Annotated in this window: 16 protein-coding genes; 7 read left to right on the top strand and 9 right to left on the bottom strand. The window is 64.7% G+C overall.

The genetic code is table 11. From position 1 onward, the window contains the following. The first annotated feature begins 144 nt into the window (after positions 1 to 144). On the top strand, positions 145 to 1980 hold the full coding sequence (locus AB4Z00_RS16625) for a M2 family metallopeptidase (protein WP_442046633.1): 1836 nt from the start codon (positions 145 to 147) through the stop codon (positions 1978 to 1980). 181 nt (positions 1981 to 2161) lie between these two features. Here AB4Z00_RS16625 and AB4Z00_RS16620 read toward each other — a convergent pair whose 3' ends face one another. The 7 genes from AB4Z00_RS16620 to AB4Z00_RS16590 all read right to left on the bottom strand — a co-directional run bounded on the left by AB4Z00_RS16620 (position 2162) and on the right by AB4Z00_RS16590 (position 9764). Continuing rightward, positions 2162 to 4948 (bottom strand): TonB-dependent receptor, encoded by a 2787-nt coding sequence (locus AB4Z00_RS16620; RefSeq protein ID WP_442046632.1) that lies wholly within the window; start codon positions 4946 to 4948, stop codon positions 2162 to 2164. A 399-nt stretch (positions 4949 to 5347) separates the two neighbouring features. Continuing rightward, on the bottom strand, positions 5348 to 6778 hold the full coding sequence (locus AB4Z00_RS16615; protein WP_442046631.1) for an AMP nucleosidase: 1431 nt from the start codon (positions 6776 to 6778) through the stop codon (positions 5348 to 5350). Between the two features lie 82 nt (positions 6779 to 6860). Beyond that, positions 6861 to 7361: a GNAT family N-acetyltransferase gene (locus AB4Z00_RS16610; RefSeq protein ID WP_442046630.1), complete on the bottom strand. Its 501-nt coding sequence runs from the start codon at positions 7359 to 7361 to the stop codon at positions 6861 to 6863. An 88-nt stretch (positions 7362 to 7449) separates the two neighbouring features. Beyond that, positions 7450 to 8046: a 50S ribosomal protein L9 gene (gene rplI / locus AB4Z00_RS16605; protein ID WP_132263229.1), complete on the bottom strand. Its 597-nt coding sequence runs from the start codon at positions 8044 to 8046 to the stop codon at positions 7450 to 7452. A 14-nt stretch (positions 8047 to 8060) separates the two neighbouring features. After that, the gene (gene rpsR, locus AB4Z00_RS16600; RefSeq protein WP_021232952.1) at positions 8061 to 8285 is read right to left on the bottom strand and encodes a 30S ribosomal protein S18; all 225 of its coding nucleotides are present in this window, start codon (positions 8283 to 8285) and stop codon (positions 8061 to 8063) included. 5 nt (positions 8286 to 8290) lie between these two features. Then, the gene (rpsF, locus tag AB4Z00_RS16595) at positions 8291 to 8653 is read right to left on the bottom strand and encodes a 30S ribosomal protein S6 (RefSeq protein ID WP_132263227.1); all 363 of its coding nucleotides are present in this window, start codon (positions 8651 to 8653) and stop codon (positions 8291 to 8293) included. 289 nt (positions 8654 to 8942) lie between these two features. Next, positions 8943 to 9764, bottom strand: coding sequence for a flagellin N-terminal helical domain-containing protein (locus AB4Z00_RS16590; RefSeq protein ID WP_132263226.1), 822 nt, complete (start codon positions 9762 to 9764; stop codon positions 8943 to 8945). A gap of 223 nt (positions 9765 to 9987) precedes the next feature. On the opposite strand from AB4Z00_RS16590, the gene AB4Z00_RS16585 reads away from it, so the two are divergent. Further along, on the top strand, positions 9988 to 10932 hold the full coding sequence (locus AB4Z00_RS16585) for a DUF808 domain-containing protein (protein ID WP_132263224.1): 945 nt from the start codon (positions 9988 to 9990) through the stop codon (positions 10930 to 10932). Between the two features lie 58 nt (positions 10933 to 10990). On the opposite strand, the gene AB4Z00_RS16580 is transcribed toward AB4Z00_RS16585, so the two are convergent. Then, complete coding sequence (locus tag AB4Z00_RS16580) at positions 10991 to 12403, bottom strand: glutamate ligase domain-containing protein (RefSeq protein ID WP_442046629.1); 1413 nt, start codon at positions 12401 to 12403, stop codon at positions 10991 to 10993. Positions 12404 to 12456: 53 nt separating this feature from the next. Between AB4Z00_RS16580 and AB4Z00_RS16575 the strand changes: the two genes are divergently transcribed. From AB4Z00_RS16575 to dnaN, 5 genes are all read left to right on the top strand, one after another. Further along, on the top strand, positions 12457 to 13284 hold the full coding sequence (locus tag AB4Z00_RS16575) for an LD-carboxypeptidase (RefSeq protein ID WP_442046628.1): 828 nt from the start codon (positions 12457 to 12459) through the stop codon (positions 13282 to 13284). A gap of 78 nt (positions 13285 to 13362) precedes the next feature. Then, a complete protein-coding gene (fabD, locus tag AB4Z00_RS16570) occupies positions 13363 to 14298 on the top strand; it encodes an ACP S-malonyltransferase (protein WP_442046627.1) in 936 nt (311 codons plus the stop codon). 109 nt (positions 14299 to 14407) lie between these two features. Next, entirely contained in the window at positions 14408 to 15172 is a 765-nt protein-coding gene (gene fabG, locus AB4Z00_RS16565; protein WP_132263218.1) for a 3-oxoacyl-[acyl-carrier-protein] reductase, read from the top strand. Positions 15173 to 15194: 22 nt separating this feature from the next. Then, positions 15195 to 15647, top strand: coding sequence for a GNAT family N-acetyltransferase (locus tag AB4Z00_RS16560; RefSeq protein ID WP_442046744.1), 453 nt, complete (start codon positions 15195 to 15197; stop codon positions 15645 to 15647). 186 nt (positions 15648 to 15833) lie between these two features. Further along, a complete protein-coding gene (dnaN, locus tag AB4Z00_RS16555) occupies positions 15834 to 16952 on the top strand; it encodes a DNA polymerase III subunit beta (RefSeq protein ID WP_132263216.1) in 1119 nt (372 codons plus the stop codon). Between the two features lie 123 nt (positions 16953 to 17075). Here dnaN and AB4Z00_RS16550 read toward each other — a convergent pair whose 3' ends face one another. Beyond that, positions 17076 to 18446, bottom strand: coding sequence for an FAD-dependent oxidoreductase (locus AB4Z00_RS16550; protein WP_442046626.1), 1371 nt, complete (start codon positions 18444 to 18446; stop codon positions 17076 to 17078). Between the last annotated feature and the right edge of the window lie 36 nt (positions 18447 to 18482).

Genomic DNA, 18482 nt, shown 5'->3' with positions numbered 1-18482 from the left:
GGGAAGGTGTACAGGCATATAGGAGGGAACGCACGCATCGGTGTCTCCCCTGCTTATTCTCCTCCCTTTCTGCCTCGACGGTTGATCTGACGCAGCGGGCGACTAGTCTCCCGCGCCATCAGAGAGAAAAATGAGGCAAACCCCATGAAATTCGCATCCACTGCGCTTGCCGCGCTCGCGGCCGGCCTGTCGTTCGGCGTGGCGGCGCCCGCCTTTGCCGAGGACGCGCCGGCTTACCCGGAAACCGCACAAGGCGCCGCGCAGTTCATTGCCGCCGCCGAGAAGGACCTGTTCGATTTCTCGGTCGACAATGCCCGCGTCAACTGGGTGAACTACACGTATCTCACTGACGACACCGATGCCCTGGCGGCGCAGTCCAACGGGCTGCTGACCGAGAAGCAGGTCGCCTATGCCGTGGAAGCCGCGAAGTTTTCCAAGCTGCCCGGCCTCGACGCCGACGTCTCGCGCAAGCTGGGCATCCTGCGCCAGGGCATCGTCCTGCCGGCGCCGACGACGCCCGGCGCGGCGGCGCAGTTGAGCGAGATCAGCACGCGGCTTGCCTCCACTTACGGCAAGGGCCGCGGCACGCTGGACGGCAAGGAAATCAACGGCTCGGATATCGAGGCGGAGATGGGCAACCTCACGCACACGCCTGCCGAGTTCGCCGAGATGTGGACGACCTGGCACGACAATGTCGGCAAGCCGATGAAGGGCGACTACGTCAAGATGGTCGGCATCGCCAACCAGGGTGCCAAGGAACTCGGCTATGCCGACGTCGGTGCCATGTGGCGTTCGGGCTACGACATGAGCCCCGAGCAGTTCTCCGCCGAAACGCAGCGCCTTTGGGAAGAAGTGAAGCCGCTCTATCTCGCGCTGCATACGTATGTCCGCCATAAGCTGAACGAGAAGTACGGCGATGCCGTGCAGCCCAAGACCGGACCGATCCGCGCCGACCTGCTGGGCAACATGTGGGCGCAGGAGTGGGGTACGATCTATCCGCTGGTCGCGCCGAAGGGTGCCGGCGATCTCGGCTACGACATCGGCGATCTGCTGAAGGCGCAGGGGCGCACGCCGATCGACATGGTCAAGGCGGGTGAGGGCTTCTACTCGTCGCTCGGCTTTGCGGCGCTGCCCGAGACCTTCTGGAAGCGCTCGATGATCGTGAAGCCCGCCGACCGCGAGGTGATCTGCCACGCCTCGGCCTGGGACGTGGACAACAAGGACGACGTGCGCATCAAGATGTGCACCAAGGTGGATTCGACCGACTTCGTGACTATCCACCACGAACTCGGCCACAACTACTACCAGCGCGCCTACAACAAGCAGCCGTTCCTCTACCTCAACGGCGCCAACGACGGCTTCCACGAGGCCATCGGTGATTTCATCGCGCTGTCGATCACGCCGCAGTACCTCGTGCAGATCGGCCTGCTCGACAAGGCCAAGGTGCCCAGCGCCGACAAGGACATCGGGCTCCTGCTGCGCCAGGCGATGGACAAAGTGGCTTTCCTGCCCTTCGGCCTGCTGATCGACCGTTATCGCTGGGGCATCTTCGACGGTTCGATCCAGCCCGCCGACTACAACAAGGCCTGGACCAAGATGCGGCTGGACTACCAGGGCGTTACCCCGCCCGCCGCACGCAGCGACGACGGTTTCGATGCCGGCGCGAAGTTCCATGTTCCCGGCAACACGCCTTACACGCGCTACTTCCTCGCCCGCATCCTGCAGTTCCAGTTCTACCAGGCGGCGTGCAAGCAGGCCGGCTGGAAAGGGCCGCTGCACCGTTGCAGCTTCTACGGCGACAAGAAGGTCGGCGCGAACCTGAACAAGATGCTGGAAATGGGCATGTCGAAGCCCTGGCCGGAAGCGCTCAAGGCCTTTACCGGCACCCCGCAGATGAGTGCCAAGCCGATGCTCGACTACTTCGCGCCGCTGAAGAAGTGGCTCGACGAGCAGAACAAGGGCGAGAAGCAGGGCTGGTGACGCCTGCGCCCGCGCGATCGAGGGCGGCGCGAGGTGGCCCTGGATTGCCGCGGGCCTTCGGCCCTCGCAATGACGAGGTTGGGGAAGATACCTTGAATTGAAAAAGGGGAGCCGGTTTGCACCGGCTCCCCTTTTTGTTTGCGCGGCAAGGGGTGATCGCCCCCTGTCCGTCCTTGGACGCTTAGAAGTCCACCGTGATGCCGGTGAAGAACGTGCGGCCGTAGACGTCATACGTCGTCGGGTACGTGTTGGCCTGTTCCTGGTTGTCGCCGAGGATCGGCGGCTTCCTGTTGAACATGTTGTTCATGCCGATATTCCAGGTGAAGCGCTTGGCCACGTCGATCTGCGCGGTGAGATCGAAGTAGTCGTAGGCCTTGATCCGCTCGACGCTGTAAGTGGTCGAGCCGTCGTCATCCTTGACCGGCGAGAGATGACGCCAGGCGAGCGAGAGCGTCTTGCCCTCGGTCGACCAGGTCGCGCGGCCGTTGAGGCGCCACTTGGCGTAGACATTGCCGCAGAGCAGGCCGAACTTGCCGGCGCATTCCACGGTGAGGTCCGACAGGGCGGCGATCGGCTTGAACGTGAAGTTCATCAGGCGCGTGCCGCTGAAGCGCAGGGTCAGCTTGCTGGAATCGTGCACGCCGAATGCCAGCGGAACCGCATACTGCATGTCGAAGTCGATGCCGTCGGTCTTCACGCCGCCCGAGTTGGACAGGTTGTCTGCCGCGCCGGTGATCGTGTAGCTGTTGGCGTCACGCGGCAGCATCGAGCAATAGCTGGTGTCGTAAGGCGTCCAGCCGTTCGCGGCGGTGCCGTAGCAGGCCGAGATGATGTTCGAGGTGCCGGCGGCGGTGATGTAGTTGTCGATCTTGATGTGGTAGTAATCGACGGTCAGCGACAGGCCCGGGATGAAGCGGGGCTGGATCATCGTGCCGAAGGTCCAGGTGTTCGCCGTTTCCTCACGCAGCGAAGTGTTGCCGCCGTTGTAGCTGTCGATCTGCGAATCGCCGCCGTTGTATTCGGTGCCGATCAGGTTCGCCGGAATGCCTGCCGAAACGCAGCTGGCGTTGAGGTTGGCATTCGAGAGCGCTGCCGTCGTCGCGCAGGGGTCGGTGGCCTGCTCGAAGTTCTGGGCGTTGCCGCTGTAGAGGTCGTTGACCGTGGGTGCCCGCACCGCGCGCGAGAACTGGCCGCGCAGGCTGACGTCCTTGATCGGAGCCCAGACGAGGCCGCCAGAGAACGTGCCGACCGACTTGGCCGCCGTCGAATAGTACGAATAGCGTGCGGCGCCGTTGAATTCGAGGCGGTCGATGAAGGGCTTGTCGGCGATCAGGGGCACGTTGAACTCGGCGAAGAGTTCCTTGACGTTGTAGCCGCCTGAAATCGGTTCCGAACCGTTGAAGCCGATCACGTCACCCGAAGCGAGGGCTTCGTCGGGATCGAAGCTGCCGTGCTCGCTGCGATACTCGCCGCCGATCGCCAGGCCGGCCGGACCGGCGCCGAGATCGAACAGGTTGTTGTTGGTGATCGCGCCGCTGACGACCTTCTCGGTGATGGTCGAGCGATTCACCGTGTCGATCGAGATGAAGTCGGCCGCTTCCTGGCTGATGTTGCCGGCGCCGAAGATGTTCAGCGGGACGCAGCCATTGCTGGTGTCCGAGCAGACGAGATTGCCGTCGGTATCGTACGTGGTGCGCAGGGCCTGCTGGACACGGCTGGCCGAGACGTTGCCGTACTGGTGCTCGACCTGCTTCGTGCGCGAATAGCTGAAGTAGGCGTCGTAGCTCCAGTCGCCCGAAATCTCGCCGCGCGCGCCGATCAGGCCGCGATAGGCCTTGCTGTCGAGGTTGGAGATGCGGTTGCCCACTTCGGACAGGCGGCGATAGACCGATGCCGAGGTGTAGCCGTCGCCGTCGGTGTCGTAGCTGCCCAGCAGCGACTGGGTATCGGCCGACAGGAACGAGGAATCGGTGTCGAGCGAGAACGTGCCGGTCAGCGGGGTCGGCGCGAGCTGGTTCTTCACGCGGTTGTGGATGTACTGGCCTTCGCCGTAGATCGTCAGGTGATCGCTGACGTCGAAGTGTGCCTGGGCCGAGAAGAGCGCGCGCTTCTGCGGGACCTGGAGGTAGTTCTCCGAGGCGTAGTTATAGGCATCGGCCGAAGTGTAGGCAGAGGTGCTGCCGTCCTGGCCGAACTTGTAGTTGCTGCCGTCAAGCGCGATACGGCCGGCCGGGATCGAGCTGGAACCGCCGCCGGTCAGGCCGCCTTCGCCGTCATCGGTCTGCGCGATCGAGGTGTAGCTGCGGGCGGACTGCAGGATCGACTTGCGGCGCATGTAGTCGCCGTAGATCGTGATATTGCCGCGGCCTTCGGCGAAGTTCTTGCCGACGAGAAGCCCGCCATTGTACTGGGCGCCGTCGCCATTGCCGGTCAGGCGGTAGTTGGCGTTGGCCTGCACGCCTTCGAAATCCTGCTTGGTGATGAAGTTCACCACGCCGGTCACGGCGTCGGAGCCATAGACCGCGGACTTGCCGCCGGTCACCACGTCCACGCGCTCGATCAGCGCGGTCGGGATCGTGTTGAGGTCGACGATCTGGTTGGTGTCATAGGACACGTAGCGATGGCCGTTGACGAGCACCAGCGTGCGCGCGGCGCCCAGGCCGCGCAAGTCGGCCGTGGCGACGCCGCCGCCCGGATTGTTCGATGCGGCCGTCGCGCCCGGCAGGATCTGTGGCAGGTCCTTGAGGATGTTCTCGACGTTGACCTGGCCGGTCAGCGCGATTTCCTTGGCGGAAACGGCCATGATCGGCGCGGCCTGTTCCAGGTTCGGATTGGACAGGCGCGAGCCGGTGACGACGATGGCGCCGCCTTCGGGCTCGGCATCGGCGGAGGCTTGGGCATGCGCCACGGTGGGCAAGCCCATCAGCAGGGTGGACGCCAGCAGCAGGCGCTTCATCTCGGATGTCATTCGGTACTCCCTTTGCAGTTTCCGGCGCGGGATTTGCCGCAGGCCGGAACCAGATCAGGGGGTGTGCTCCCAAGATGAACTATCTGTCATCATGTAATAATAGTTCAAATCTATTGTTGGATCGCCGAGTTGTAGATGAGCAACTATTATTTCAACTGTTGATACATCTATGTAAAAATAGCGTAAAATATTGAAACAAACGCTTCACATGAAATAACTTGTTGATGGATCTTATCTGAAGAATATTATTATCATGTGCTGATGTTTGGTGTCACAAGATTGCTGAATTCGGTGACCGATGCAATGGATCATTCTGATCGTTCGCCGGGAAACTCTGAAACAAAACGGGCGCCGCTCCTTTCGGAACGGCGCCCGCCGGATGTCTCGCTGCGCCGCGGCTTAGCGGAACGGCGGCTCGTTGAAGGCGCGCAGCTTGCGGGAATGGAGTTTCTCGCCCTCGGCGCGCAGCAGGTCGCAGGCGTGGAGACCGATCTTGAGGTGGCTGGCGATGGCCTCCTCGTAGAAGCGGTTGGCCTGACCCGGCAGCTTGAGTTCACCGTGTATCGGCTTGTCGGACACGCAGAGCAGGGTGCCGTAGGGCACGCGGAAGCGATAGCCCTGGGCGCTGATCGTGGCGCTTTCCATGTCGATGCCGATGGCGCGGCTGAGGCTGAAGCGGTGGGCAGATTCGGTATAGCGCAGTTCCCAGTTGCGATCGTCGGTGGTGACGACGGTGCCGGTGCGCATCCGCTTCTTGAGATTGGCGCCGCCTTCGCCGCTGACGGCCTCGGCAGCCGAGGCCAGTGCCTGCTGCACTTCGGCGATCGCGGGAAGCGGGATTTCCGGCGGGAGCACCGGATCGAGCACATGGTCGTCGCGCAGATAGGCATGGGCGAGCACGTAGTCGCCGATGCGCTGCCCTTCGCGCAGACCGCCGCAGTGGCCGATCATCAGCCAGACTTCGGGGCGGATCACCGCGAGGTGATCGGTGATGGTCTTGGCGTTCGAGGGACCGACGCCGATGTTGACGAGCGTGATGCCCGACTTGTCCGGCCGGATCAGGTGGTAGGCCGGCATCTGGTGGCGGCGCCAGGCCGTATCGGACAGACGCTCGCGCGCATTGTCCACCGGCGTGTCGAGGTAGAGGCCGCCGGCGCCCGAGAGTGCGGTGTAGCCGTCCGAACCGATCTGCTTGCCGGCCCAGTCCACGAACTCGTCCACGTAGCGGTGGTAATTGGTGAAGAGGATATAGCGCTGGCAATGCTCGACGCTGGTGCCGGTGTAGTGCTGCAGGCGCGCCAGGCTGAAGTCGGTGCGCAGGCCATCGAAGAGGGCCAGCGGCAGCGGCTCGTTGGAGCCTTGGCGGAAGACGCCGTCGGCGATTTCGTCACCGATCATGGCCAATTCGGTGGTCGGGAAATGCGCGGCCAGTTCCTGCGGGGTGACACTGCCCATGCCGACGCCGTCGAGGACGTAGGGGAAGGGGATTTCCTGCGTCGAGCGGCCGACCTCGATCTCCACCTCGTAATCCTCGTGGAGCAGCGCGAGCTGTTCCGTCAGGTAGTCCGCGAAAAGACGCGGCTTGGTGATCGTGGTGACATAGACCCCGCTTTCGTTCAGGCGGCCGAAGGATCGGCTGTAGAACGTGCCGCGCTCGATGCCGGCATAAGTGATGCGCAGCTCGGGATAAGACCAGGCGCGCGTCTCGCGGCGGTCGAGCGGGGGCGGGGTGCCGTTTTCGATGAAGGCGGAAATGTCTGCGCGCAGGGTGCTGACGGCAGTTTCGTATACGCGGACCAGTTCCGCGAGGGTGTTTTCTATCGTTTCCATCGCCCACTCTTACGCGATTCGTATTGCAGTGCAATAGTCGCGGGCGAGGATGGCTGAACCCTGCGGGCGGCAGGCGCGGTGGCTACAGCGGCCGCATCAGATAAGTCACGGTCTTGCCGTTCTCCAGCAGYGCCTCGCCAACGGGTTCGAAGCCGAGGGCGCGATGGAAGGCTTCGCTGGCGGGATTGGGCGGATCGGAATTGACCTCGCAGACCGCCCGGTCGTGACCGGCCGCGCGCGCCTCATCGAACAAATGCGCATAGAGCTTGCGGGCAAGGCCGCGTCCCCGCGCCTGGGGAGCGGTGACGACGCGGTCGATATAGACGAAGCGCGGATACTTGGCGCGGAACCACTGGAAGTTGGCGCTGTCGTAATCGGCGTCCTGATCGAAAGCGATCAGGGCTGCGTCCAGTCGCCCGATCCGCGCCGCCACGAAAGCGCGCTCCACCAGCATGTCCATGCGGGCCTCGTCGGCGAGCGAGAGTTCCACGGCATGGCTGTTGTTGAGCGCCAGCAGTGCGGCGCGCAGATCCGCGTCGGCCGCGTAGTCGTGCCGAAGCTCGGCCGGGATGTCGGTGGTCATGGTCTATTTCCTGCAAAAAGAGAAAGGCCCCCGCTCCGGTTGGAGCGAGGGCCCTGAATCTCTTCGGTCGTTACCGCGAAAAGGAAGCTCAGGCTTCTTCTTCGGTCTCGGCAACTTCCTCTTCGACCGCGATTTCGCCGGGTTCGGCGTTCGGGTCGTAGGCTTCGGTGAAGCCCGAGACGTCCTGTTCGAACATCGCGGCCATCACGTCCACGCCCTGCGACTGCAGGTCGGCTTCGTCGGGCGAACGGGCAACGTTCACCTTGACGTTCACCGAGACTTCGGGGTGCAGGTTAACGCGAACGTCGAACACGCCGATGGTCTTGATCGGGCGTTCGAGCACGATCATCTGCTTGCTGACTTCGGCGCCCTGCTCGTTGAGAGCGTCGACGATGTCACGCACCGAGACCGAACCGTAGAGCTGGCCCGAGTTCGACGAAGCGCGGATCAGGACGACCTGCTTGCCTTCGACGTTACCCGAGTGCGCTTCGGCCGAGGTACGGCGTTCGGCGTTTTCGGATTCGATCTTCGCGCGGTTGGCTTCGAAGACCTTCTTGTTCTTCTCGTTGGCGCGCAGGGCCTTCTTGTTGGGAAGAAGGTAGTTGCGGGCGTAACCGTCCTTGACGGAAACGACATCGCCGATGGCGCCGAGCTTTTCGACGCGTTCGAGGAGGATGATGTCCATGGGGCTAGCCCTCCTTACTTGACGATGTAGGGCAGCAGGCCGATGTGCCGGGCGCGCTTGATCGCCTGGCTCAGCTCACGCTGCTTCTTTGCGGAAACCGCGGTGATGCGGCTGGGAACGATCTTGCCACGCTCGGACATGAAGCCCTGAAGCAGACGCACGTCCTTGTAGTCGATGGCCGGAGCGTTCTTGCCCGAGAACGGGCAGGACTTGCGGCGGCGGAAGAATGCACGTGCCATGGAAATCAGTTCCCTTCACGTTCACGACGGCGAGTACGCTCGCGGTCGCTCTTGCGCATCATGACCGACGGACCGGCTTCGTGCTCGTCGACACGAATGGTCACGTAACGAATGACGTCTTCGTTGATCTGCGTCTGGCGCTCGAGCTCGGCGACGACGTCGCCCGAAGCTTCGATGTTCAGCATCACGAAGTGCGCCTTGCGGTTGCGCTTGATCTTGTAGGCGAGATTCTTGAGGCCCCAGGTCTCGGTCTTGGTGACCTTGCCCTGATTCGACTCGACGATCTCGGTAGCGGTGGTGGCAAGCGCGTCGACTTGCGCCTGGCTGAGGTCCTGGCGTGCCAGGAACACGTGCTCATATAGAGCCACGGCAGCTTCCTTTTCTCTAGTCTAACCGATCGCTGGCTTGTCCGCGGGATTGCGGGGCCCCTCCGGCTTTCTTCCCTCCCGTCCGGCATGTCGCACGAGACGGAAGGCGGCCCCTTAGCGGATCTGGCGCGGAACGCAAGCCAAAGCTGCATTCCCGGCGGCCGGGAAACGTTCCTAACCGCAATCCGGCCTCGGGCGCAACCGGGCGGCAGGCGATCCCCGCGCATGGCAAGACGGCGGACCTTGCGGCCCGCCGTCTGCTTGCGACCCTTCCCGGGCTAGTCTTGCGTCAGCGCAGCAGGCTCATGACGTTCTGCTGGGCCTGGTTGGCCTGGGCCAGCATCGCGGTCGAGGCCTGGCTGAGGATCTGCGCCTTGGCCATCTGCGTGGTTTCGGTGGAATAGTCGGCATCCTCGATCCGCGACTTCGCATCGGACAAGTTGGTGACGTTGTTGGTCAGGTTGTTGATCGCCGATTCGAGGCGGTTCTGCCCGGCGCCGAGCGAGGCGCGGTTGGCGTTGACGTCCGCCAGGGCGTCGTCGACGTTGTCGAGCGTGGCGGAGGCGGCCGTGCTGGTCGAGACATCGAGCGCCGAGGCGGTGAGGTTGGCGCCGTCGATCACCTTGGAGGTCAGCGTAACGGTTTCACCCGAGTTCGCGCCGGTCTGGATGTCGAAGGTGACGTCGCTGCCGGTCGTGGCGAAGAGGTTGTTGCCGTTGAACTTGGTCTGCGAAAGGACGTCGCCGATCTGGTCGGTGAGCGCCGTGACTTCCTGCTGCATCGCGTCGCGGTCGCTGTCCTGATAGGTGCTGGAAGCCGACTGGATCGCCAGTTCGCGCACCCGCTGCAGCATGTTCGACACTTCGGAAAGCGCGCCGTCGGCGGTCTGGGCGAGCGAGATGCCGTCGTTGGCATTGCGGATGCCCTGGCTCATGCCGCGAACCTGCGCGGTCATCGAGGTGGAGATGGCGAGGCCGGCGGCGTCGTCCTTCGCGGAGTTGATGCGCTTGCCGGTGGAGAGGCGCTCCATGGCGGTGCCCAGCATCTTGTTGGCGGAGTTGGAAGCGTTTGCGGCGCGCAGGGCGCTGATATTGGTATTGATGACGGACATCGTAAATCCCCGGATTGTCAGGCGGTTGGCAGGTGGCGGAAGCTCTCTTCCGTTCGAAGCTGAGAACGGATGCCGGCTTGCGGAGTTAAGGGCAGGGCGGGGATTTCGTGAGCGCTGCGGGTGCAAGTCGCTTGGGACTCACGACTTTGTCCGCTTTCGCTTGATCGCGGGTGGTTTCCCCCGCATGGCTGCTGCCACCATTCAACAGGGGATATTCTTAAAGATGGCTTCCGGCCTCGTTGCTCTTCTCGATGACGTTGCGGTGATCGCCCGCGCCGCCGCAGCCTCGCTCGACGACGTGGGGCTGGGCGTCGCCAAGGCCGGGAGCAAGGCGGCGGGCGTCGTGATCGACGATGCCGCGGTGACGCCGGGCTACGTCACCGACTTCACGCCAGAGCGCGAATTGCCGATCATCTGGAAGATCACCAAGGGCAGCTTGCGCAACAAGCTGTTCATCCTGCTGCCGATCGCGCTGCTGCTCAGCGCGTTCCTGCCCTGGCTGATCACGCCGATCCTGATGCTGGGCGGCAGCTATCTGGCGTTCGAAGGCGCCGAGAAGATCCTGGAGAAGTTCGGCGGCGCCCATCACGGCGAGACGCTGGAGGCCCCCGTCACCGACGTGGCCGCTTTCGAGCAGGCGCGCGTCTCGGGCGCGATCCGCACCGACCTGATCCTCTCGGCGGAGATCATGGCGATCGCCCTTTCCGAAGTGGCCGACAGTTCGCTTCTCACCCGCGCGGTGGCCCTGGCGCTGGTGGGCATTCTCATCACCGCGGGCGTTTACGGCGCCGTCGCGCTGATCGTGAAGATGGACGACATCGGCCTGCATCTCGCCAAGAAGCAGGGCAAGGGCACGCAGGCTTTCGGGCGCATGCTGGTGAACGGCATGCCGAAAGTGCTGACGGTGCTGGCCTCGGTCGGCACACTGGCGATGCTCTGGGTCGGCGGCGGGATCATCCTGCACGGGCTGGAAGAGCTGGGCGTTCCCGCTCCCGCGCATGTGGCGCACCAGTTCCAGCACTGGCTGGCCGTGCTGGGCGGCCCGGTCGGCGGCGCGCTCGGCTGGCTGGGCTATGCCGCGGCGTCGGCCGTGGTGGGCCTGGCGCTGGGCGCGGTGATCGCGGCGATCGTGCACTTCATCGCCAAGGCGCGCGGCGGGGCGCATTGATCGGCTGAAGCCAAATTCTGGATAGCCGTCGTCCCGGATTAAGTCCGGGAACGACGTTTCAGAGCCTTGCCAGCAGGTCCTTCGCGAACACCGTCAGGGTATCGTCTCGCGCGCCCATGACGACCACGCGGTCGCCGGGTTTGGCGATTTCGGCGATGCGAGCGGCGCAGTCTTCGCGGGAGGGCAGGTACTCGGCCTTTCCGCCATCGGCCTCGATCAGGCGCACGATGCGTTCGCTGCCTTCGGAGCGGTCCACGGTGCCGCCGAAGTAGACCGGGTCGCACAGGATCGTCATATCGTCCGGCCCCAGCCTGGTCGCCAGAACTTGCGCCAGTTCACGGCCCATCTGCTTGAGCGGGCCATAGCCGTGGGGCTGGAAGAACGCGATCACGCGCCCCGGATGGGCCTTGAGCGTTGCCAGCGTGGCGGAAACCTTGTCCGGGTTGTGGCCGAAGTCGTCGATCACTGTCACGCCCGAGGGAGAGGTGCCGACGATGTCGAACCGCCGGGCGAGACCCACGAAGCTGCCGAGCCCTGCAACCGCATCGGCCACGGCAACCCCGGCCGCGTTGGCGGCGGCAATGGCGGCCAGCGCGTTGTAGAGATTGTGGCGCCCCGGCACCTTGAGTGCGAGCGCATGCGAAGATCCATCGCGGCGATCGAGCACGGTGGCAGTCAGCGAAGTCGGGCCTTCGAATACTTCGGTCGCGCCGATCTGCGCGTCCGGTGAGGTGATTCCAAACGTCACCAGCGCCTTGGCATGCGGGGCGAGGGCGGCGGTCTCCGCGTCGTCGAGATTGATCGCGGAAACGTCCGCGCGGGTAAGGAAGTCCCCGAAAAGCTGGCGCAGTTCCTCAAGGCTCTTGTGGTCCAGGCTGACATTGCCGAGCACCGCCACCTTGGGGCGATAGAGCGCGATGGAACCGTCGCTTTCGTCCACTTCCGACACGAAAACCTCGCCTTCACCGACGCGGGCACTGGCGAAAGGCGCATCGGGGCTGGCGAAGTTCTTCATCACTGCGCCGTTCATGATCGTGGGATCGCGCCCCGCATGGGTCATGATCCAGCCGGTCATGCCGGTGACGGTGGACTTGCCCGAAGTGCCGCCGATGGCGACGCCGAACGGTGCGGCGTTGAACAGCGTCGCCAGAAGTTCGGCGCGGCTCATGCGCGGGCAGCCGAATTCCTTGGCGCGGACCACTTCGGGCACGGTGTCTTCCACGGCTGCCGAAGCCACCAGCGTCTGCTCCGCGCCGGTGATCCCGCTGCCGTCCTGCGGGTGCAGGTCGAAGCCGAGGCTCTCCAGCCAGGCGAACTTCTCGGGCGTGCGGCCCTGGTCGCGGCTGCGGTCCGAGCCGGCGACTTGCGCGCCGTGGCCCTTGAGGATCAGCGCGAGCGGCAACATGCCCGATCCGCCGATGCCGCAGAAGAACCAGGGATGTGAAGTGAGTTCGTGATGCGCGGAAGTCATGACGCTTCGGTATGCGGCCTTGTTCGTCCTGACAACCTCGATAGGAAGGTGCCATGACCCGTATCGCAGTTTGTGCACCGTCCACCCCGATCACCCGCGAGGATGCGGAGGCCGTCACCGCGCTCGCCGCCGCCGAGTTCCCCGATGTGGAGTTGGCGATCCACGACCAGTGCTTCGAGGTGGAGGGCCACTTCGCCGGCAGCGATGCGCGGCGGATCGCGGCGCTGGTGGAATGCGCGAACGATCCCTCGGTGGACGCGGTGTGGTTCGCCCGCGGCGGCTATGGAGCCTGCCGCGTCGCCGAAGCGGCCATCGCCAGGTTCACGCACGATGCGCAGGGCAAGACGTTCCTCGGCTATTCCGATGCCGGATATCTGCTCGGCGGTCTCTACCGGGCGCGGATCGGCAAGCCCGTTCATGGCCCGATGCTGGCCGACATCCGGCGCGACGGCGGGGCAGAGGCGGTGCGCCGCGCGCTCCGCTGGCTGACCGGCGATGCCTCGGGGCTGGAGCCGACCGGAGACGATCATCCGCGCGTCGCCTTCAACCTGATGACGCTGGCGATGCTCTGCGGCACCCCGCTGATGCCGGGGCTCGCCAAGCATGTCGTGCTGGTGGAAGAGGTATCGGAATATCTCTACGCGGTGGACCGCCTGTTCTTCCACCTGACTGCGCATCTCGGCGGGGTGGCGGGATTGCGGCTTGGCCGGGTCAGCGACGTGCCTGAAAACGACCGCCCGTTCGGCGTCGAGGCCGAGGAGATCGTGCGTCACTGGTGCACGCACCATTCGATCCCCTACCTTGGCCGCGCGGATATCGGCCACGACGCGGCGAACCGTATCGTGCCCTTCGGGCTTGCAGAGCGGCTCCAAGGTCAATAACGCGCCGCGCCACACAAGAATTTCAAAAAATCGGCAGGGCGCAACCGTAGGGCCCGCCGGACAGAAGGAGCCGCCAAGATGCGTGCATTCGTTTTCCCCGGACAGGGCAGCCAGAAGGTCGGCATGGGCGCCGAACTCGCCGAAGCCAGCGCCGTCGCGCGCGAAGTCTTCCAGGAAGTGGACGAGGCGCTCGGCCAGAACCTCTTCCGCGTGATGACGCAGGGCCCCGAGGAGGAACTGACCCTCACCGAGAACGCCCAGCCCGCGATCATGGCCAATGCCATCGCCGTGCTGCGCGTGCTGGAGAAGGAAGGCGGCGTGACGCTGGCCGACAAGGCGGACTTCGTCGCCGGCCACTCGCTGGGCGAATATACCGCGCTCTGCGCCGCCGGTGCCTTCAGCCTTGCCGACACCGCGCGTCTGTTGAAGCTGCGCGGCCAGTCGATGCAGGCGGCCGTTCCGGTCGGCCTTGGCGCGATGGCGGCACTGCTGGGCGCGGACATCGAGAGGGCCACCGAACTCGCTGCTGCTGCGGCCGAAGGTCAGGTCTGCACCGTCGCCAACGACAACGATCCCACGCAAGTCGTGATCTCGGGCCATCGCGAAGCCATCGAACGCGCCGTTGCGCTGGTGAAGGACTTCGGCATCAAGCGCGGTGTCCTGCTGCCGGTTTCGGCGCCGTTCCACTGCCCGCTGATGCAGCCCGCCGCTGACGCCATGGCCGAAGCCCTGGGCAAGACCCCTCCCGGCAGCCTGCATGTGCCGCTCTTCGCCAACGTCACTGCCTCGGTCGTCACCGATCCTGCCGAAGTCCAGCGCCTGCTGGTCGAGCAGGTCACCGGCCGCGTCCGCTGGCGCGAAAGCGCGATCGCCATGCGCGAGGCGGGCGTCGAGACCTTCGTCGAACTCGGCGGCAAAGTGCTCGGCCCGATGATCAAGCGCTCGGCCGGTGAGGTGGAGGTGATCTCTGCCGTGACCATGGCCGAGATCGAGGAACTGGCCAAAACCCTTTGATCCGCGTCGTCCTGGGCTTGACCCGGGACCGCAGGAGGCTTGAAGAAAGGTCCGTTCAGCGGGCCAGCGCTCCCCGCCTTGGGAGAGCGCGTCACGGAGATTTGAAAAGATGTTCAACCTCAACGGAATGACCGCCCTCGTCACCGGCGCCTCGGGCGGCATCGGCTCCTCGATCGCCCGCGCGCTGGCCGCGCAGGGTGCGCGCCTGGCTATCTCGGGCTCGAATGCCGACAAGCTGCGTGCCTTCCGCGACGAGCTGGACGAGCACACCCCGCAGCATGTGCAGGACGTCGACCACGTCGCCATCGCCTGCAACCTCGGCGATCCCGAGCAAGTGGAGAAGCTGGTTCCCGCCGCGCTCGAATCGCTCGGCAAGATCGACATCCTCATCAACAACGCCGGCATCACCCGCGACAATCTCGCCATGCGGATGAAGGACGAGGAGTGGGATCAGGTCATCAAGATCAACCTCGAATCGACCTTCCGCCTGATGCGCGCCGTCACCAAGCCGATGATGAAGGCGCGCTTCGGCCGCATCATCAATGTCACCTCGGTCGTCGGCACCACCGGCAATCCCGGCCAGATGAACTACTGCGCGGCCAAGGGCGGCATCACCGCCATGTCGAAGAGCCTCGCGCAGGAACTCGCCAGCCGCAACGTCACTGTGAACTGCGTCGCGCCGGGCTTCATCCGCACCGCGATGACCGACGTTCTGCCCGATGCGCAAAAGGACGCGCTGAACGGCCGCATCCCGATGGGCCGCATGGGCGAGGGCGAGGATATCGCTGCCGCCGCCGTGTTCCTCGCCTCGAAGGAAGCGGGCTACGTCACCGGCCAGACGATCCACGTCAATGGCGGCATGGTGATGATCTGACAGGACGCGCGGGGTCGTGCGGATGGTAAGGGTCGAACCTTGCGATCCGCGCGAGCCCGATGCAGTCGCGGTGATGGCGCGCCTTTCGGGTGCGCTCGCCGCGATAACCGGCGATGGCGGCACGGCCTCGTTCGATCCGTCCGACGTCCTTGTGCCCCGCTCCCTTTTCGTGCTGGCGCGGGACGGGGAGGGCGCCGCGATCGGTTGCGGCGCCTATCGGCCTCTCGAAGGCGATGTGGCCGAGATCAAGCGCATGTATGCCGAGCAGGGCTGCGGCGCGGCGCTCCTGGCCAAGCTGGAAAGGGCTGCATCGGCCGATGGCTATCGGCAGGTCTGCCTTTCCACCCGCAAGATCAACGAACGGGCGACGGCCTTTTATCGGCGGCACGGCTACCTGCCCATTGCGCCTTATGGGCGATATGCGGGCCGGAAAGAATCGATCTGCCTGGGCAAGGCCTTGATTGAAGCAATTTGACGGAGCGGCGCACGAAACGCGTTCGAAGTGGACGAAAAACGTCTAAAGTCCCCTCATTTATCCCCAGATTCACCGGTACCCGGTCAATACTCGCTTGCCGCATGCCTTCCGTTCGCTAGAGATATTCGTCCTGAAATTCGGGATGTTTTGCATCCCTTGCCCGATCAAGGGGGACTAAAGGCTGTCATGAAGGCCACCATCGAACGTTCCACGCTCCTGCGCTGCCTGTCGCACGTGCAGTCCGTTGTCGAGCGGCGCAATACCATTCCCATTCTCTCGAACGTCCTGATCGAGGCCTCGGGCACCGGGTCCTTGCGCATCATGGCGACCGACCTCGATCTGCAGGTCGTCGAGACGCTTGGCGTCGTCTCGGTCGAGCAGGCCGGCGCGATCACCGTTTCCGCCCACTTGCTGTTCGACATCGCGCGCAAGCTGCCCGATGGCAGCCAGGTGAGCCTCGACGCTTCGGACAACCGCATGGTCGTGAAGGCCGGACGCAGCCGCTTCCAGCTTCCCACCCTGCCGCGCGACGATTTTCCGATGATCGCCGAGGGCGAGCTGCCGACCAGCTTCGAGATTCCGGCCGCCACGCTGGGTCAGCTGATCGACCGCACGCGCTTTGCGATCTCGACCGAAGAGACGCGCTATTACCTCAACGGCATCTTCCTCCACGTTTCGGACGAGGAACTGAAGGCCGCGGCTACCGACGGCCACCGCCTTGCGCGCTTCACCCTGGCCCGCCCGGACGGCGCCGAGGGCATGCCCGATGTGATCGTGCCCCGCAAATGCGTCGGCGAGCTGCGCAAGCTGCTTGAAGAAGCGCTCGATACCAATGTCCTGGTCGATCTTTCGGCCAGCAAGATCCGCTTCACTCTGGGCGGCGAGCACGGCGTTGTGCTGACGAGCAAGCTGATCGACGGCACGTTCCCCGATTACACGCGCGTGATCCCGACCGGCAACGACAAGCTGCTCAAGATCGATCCCAAGAGTTTCTTCGAAGGCGTGGACCGCGTGGCGACCATTGCCACCGAGAAGACCCGTGCCGTGAAGATGGCGCTGGAGCAGGACCGCGTGACCCTGTCCGTCACTTCGCCGGACAACGGCACGGCAGCGGAAGAAGTCCCGGCGGACTACTCTTCGGATGGTTTCGAGATCGGCTTCAACGCCAACTATCTCAAGGACATCCTGGGCCAGATCGACGGCGATACCGTGGAACTCCACCTTGCCGACGCCGGCGCGCCGACGCTGATCCGCCAGGACGAGAAGAGCCCCGCGCTCTATGTCCTGATGCCGATGCGCGTCTGACCGGACGGTTCGATCGAACAGGAAAAGGCCGGGGTTCACCCCCGGCCTTTTTTGTTGGCGCCGTAACCGCCGCTGCCACCGCCGCCGTCCGGGCCGCCCTGGGCCCGAAGCGGCAGCCTGCTCTCAGCTTTCCTGGATCGAGGGGTGGGCCTTGGCGATCATGCGGTCCACTTCGGTGAACTTCTCGCGCGGGGCGCCCTGGCGGGCATTGGCGACTTCGGCCTCGTCGATCTTCTGCCACTCGGTGAACTTCACGTAATCGATCCCTCGCTCGGCGGCGAGGGCGTCGAAACCGGGACGTCCGGCCTTGCCGCTGCCGGCTTCGCCCAGGCCGCCGACATCGGCGTCGATCTTCTCCACGATGGCGAAACCATCGGGGCGGTTGGTGCCGATCGTGCCGGTCGGTCCACGCCGCGCCCAGCCGACGCAGTAGAGGCCGGGCATGATCCGCCCATCGACATTGGCAAAGCGGCCACCCTGCTCGTCGTAGGGCACGTCGGGAATGCGCGAGGTCTGATAGCCGATGCAGGCCACGACGATTCCGGCCGGCACATGATAAGTCTCGCCCGTTCCCACTGGCTTGCCGTCAACCAGCCGCGTGCGTTCCACCTCCACGCCTTCCACCCGGTCGGTGCCGAGTATGGCGCGGGGGGCGGCGAAGAAATCGAACTCGATTCGCACGTCGCGGTCCGGGCAAGGCGCATCGTCGGCCGTGCCGGTGCCGTTGTCGTTCGCGCTGCCGCCCGCCATCGCGAAGCTGCGCAAGTGGCCCATGGTCTTGCGCATGCCCGGATCGAGCGCCGCGTCTTCCGCCAGGGGCGGCAGGTCGGCGGGATCGACGCGGGGGCAGGCGCGCGAGAGCTTCGCCAGTTCGCCCAGCTCCTTCGGCGTCATCGTCACCTGGTGCGGTCCGCGCCGCCCGAGAATGACGATGCGCCTGATCCGCGAGGCTTCGAGGGCGGTGAGGGCATGGGCGACGATGTCGCTCCCCTCGAATTCGGCGCCGGACTTGGCAAGGATCCGCGCCACGTCGAGCGCGACATTGCCGTTGCCCACGACCACGGCCGTGTCATGCGCGAAATCGGGATGCAGCTCGGCGAATTGCGGATGTCCGTTATACCAGCCGACGAAGGAGGCGCTGCCGAAGACATTGGGCAGGTCTTCTCCCGGAAGGTCCAGCCTGCGGTCGTTGGGCGCGCCCGTGGCGAGGACGACGGCGTCGTAGAGGCCGCGCAATTCGTCGATCGAGATGTCCCGGCCCACCATGACATTGCCGACGAAGCGCACGTTCTCGCTGAGGGCGGTGGTTTCGTAGCGGCGGGCCACGCTCTTGATCGACTGGTGATCGGGGGCAACGCCGGTACGGATCAGGCCGAAGGGGACGGGCGAGGAATCGAAGATGTCGACCCGGACGCCGTCTTTCCATTGCTTGAGCGCTGCCTCGGCCGTGTAGTATCCGGCCGGTCCCGATCCGACGATGGCGATGTGTCGCATGGATTTTTCTCCCAAGCGGGCGGAACCTGGGCAAAT

Source organism: Novosphingobium sp. YAF33, from assembly GCF_052113265.1.
Taxonomy (GTDB): domain Bacteria; phylum Pseudomonadota; class Alphaproteobacteria; order Sphingomonadales; family Sphingomonadaceae; genus Novosphingobium.
Note: the sequence above shows the minus strand (reverse complement) of the source record. Positions and strands in the feature narration are given on the sequence as shown.

Bases quoted from the DNA above. Each gene is read 5' to 3' on its own strand.
- rpsR (WP_021232952.1), bottom strand. From the start codon at position 8,285: ATGGCACGTGCATTCTTCCGCCGCCGCAAGTCCTGCCCGTTCTCGGGC.
- AB4Z00_RS16580 (WP_442046629.1), bottom strand. From the start codon at position 12,403: ATGACTTCCGCGCATCACGAACTCACTTCACATCCCTGGTTCTTCTGC.
- fabD (WP_442046627.1), top strand. From the start codon at position 13,363: ATGCGTGCATTCGTTTTCCCCGGACAGGGCAGCCAGAAGGTCGGCATG.
- AB4Z00_RS16585 (WP_132263224.1), top strand. From the start codon at position 9,988: ATGGCTTCCGGCCTCGTTGCTCTTCTCGATGACGTTGCGGTGATCGCC.
- fabG (WP_132263218.1), top strand. From the start codon at position 14,408: ATGTTCAACCTCAACGGAATGACCGCCCTCGTCACCGGCGCCTCGGGC.
- AB4Z00_RS16620 (WP_442046632.1), bottom strand. From the start codon at position 4,948: ATGACATCCGAGATGAAGCGCCTGCTGCTGGCGTCCACCCTGCTGATG.
- AB4Z00_RS16590 (WP_132263226.1), bottom strand. From the start codon at position 9,764: ATGTCCGTCATCAATACCAATATCAGCGCCCTGCGCGCCGCAAACGCT.
- AB4Z00_RS16615 (WP_442046631.1), bottom strand. From the start codon at position 6,778: ATGGAAACGATAGAAAACACCCTCGCGGAACTGGTCCGCGTATACGAA.
- AB4Z00_RS16625 (WP_442046633.1), top strand. From the start codon at position 145: ATGAAATTCGCATCCACTGCGCTTGCCGCGCTCGCGGCCGGCCTGTCG.
- rplI (WP_132263229.1), bottom strand. From the start codon at position 8,046: ATGGACATCATCCTCCTCGAACGCGTCGAAAAGCTCGGCGCCATCGGC.
- AB4Z00_RS16575 (WP_442046628.1), top strand. From the start codon at position 12,457: ATGACCCGTATCGCAGTTTGTGCACCGTCCACCCCGATCACCCGCGAG.
- dnaN (WP_132263216.1), top strand. From the start codon at position 15,834: ATGAAGGCCACCATCGAACGTTCCACGCTCCTGCGCTGCCTGTCGCAC.
- AB4Z00_RS16550 (WP_442046626.1), bottom strand. From the start codon at position 18,446: ATGCGACACATCGCCATCGTCGGATCGGGACCGGCCGGATACTACACG.
- AB4Z00_RS16560 (WP_442046744.1), top strand. From the start codon at position 15,195: ATGGTAAGGGTCGAACCTTGCGATCCGCGCGAGCCCGATGCAGTCGCG.